This window comes from Ammoniphilus sp. YIM 78166 (assembly GCF_004522215.1).
In the GTDB taxonomy this organism is placed as follows: domain Bacteria; phylum Bacillota; class Bacilli; order Aneurinibacillales; family RAOX-1; genus YIM-78166.
This window is the reverse complement of the sequence record NZ_SDLR01000078.1, coordinates 1-220: the sequence shown is the minus strand read 5'-3', so window position 1 is coordinate 220 and position 220 is coordinate 1. Positions and strand designations below refer to the sequence as shown.

Annotated in this window: 1 protein-coding gene; it reads right to left on the bottom strand. The window is 33.6% G+C overall.

Annotated elements, in window-relative coordinates; translation table 11 throughout:
- Positions 1 to 14: 14 nt before the first annotated feature.
- Entirely contained in the window at positions 15 to 203 is a 189-nt protein-coding gene (locus EIZ58_RS32975) for a CsbD family protein (RefSeq protein WP_003549333.1), read from the bottom strand.
- Between the last annotated feature and the right edge of the window lie 17 nt (positions 204 to 220).

Here is a 220-nt window from a genome sequence, read left to right as displayed (position 1 = left end):
AAGTGATGATTCTATTACCTATCATTTATTTGATGATCAGATTCTATATCATCTTTTACTTCTTTAGCTTTAGCCTTTATTTTACCTTTTGTCTTTTGAGCCTTTCCTTCTGCTTCGCGAGACTTGTCTCCAGTAATTTTACCTTCAACTTCTTTAGCCTTACCAATTATCTTGTCTTTTAAGCCACTATCCATATTACTCATAAGCGGCTCCTTTCATT

Coding starts and splice junctions, on each gene's coding strand:
- EIZ58_RS32975 (WP_003549333.1), bottom strand. CDS start 203: ATGAGTAATATGGATAGTGGCTTAAAAGACAAGATAATTGGTAAGGCT.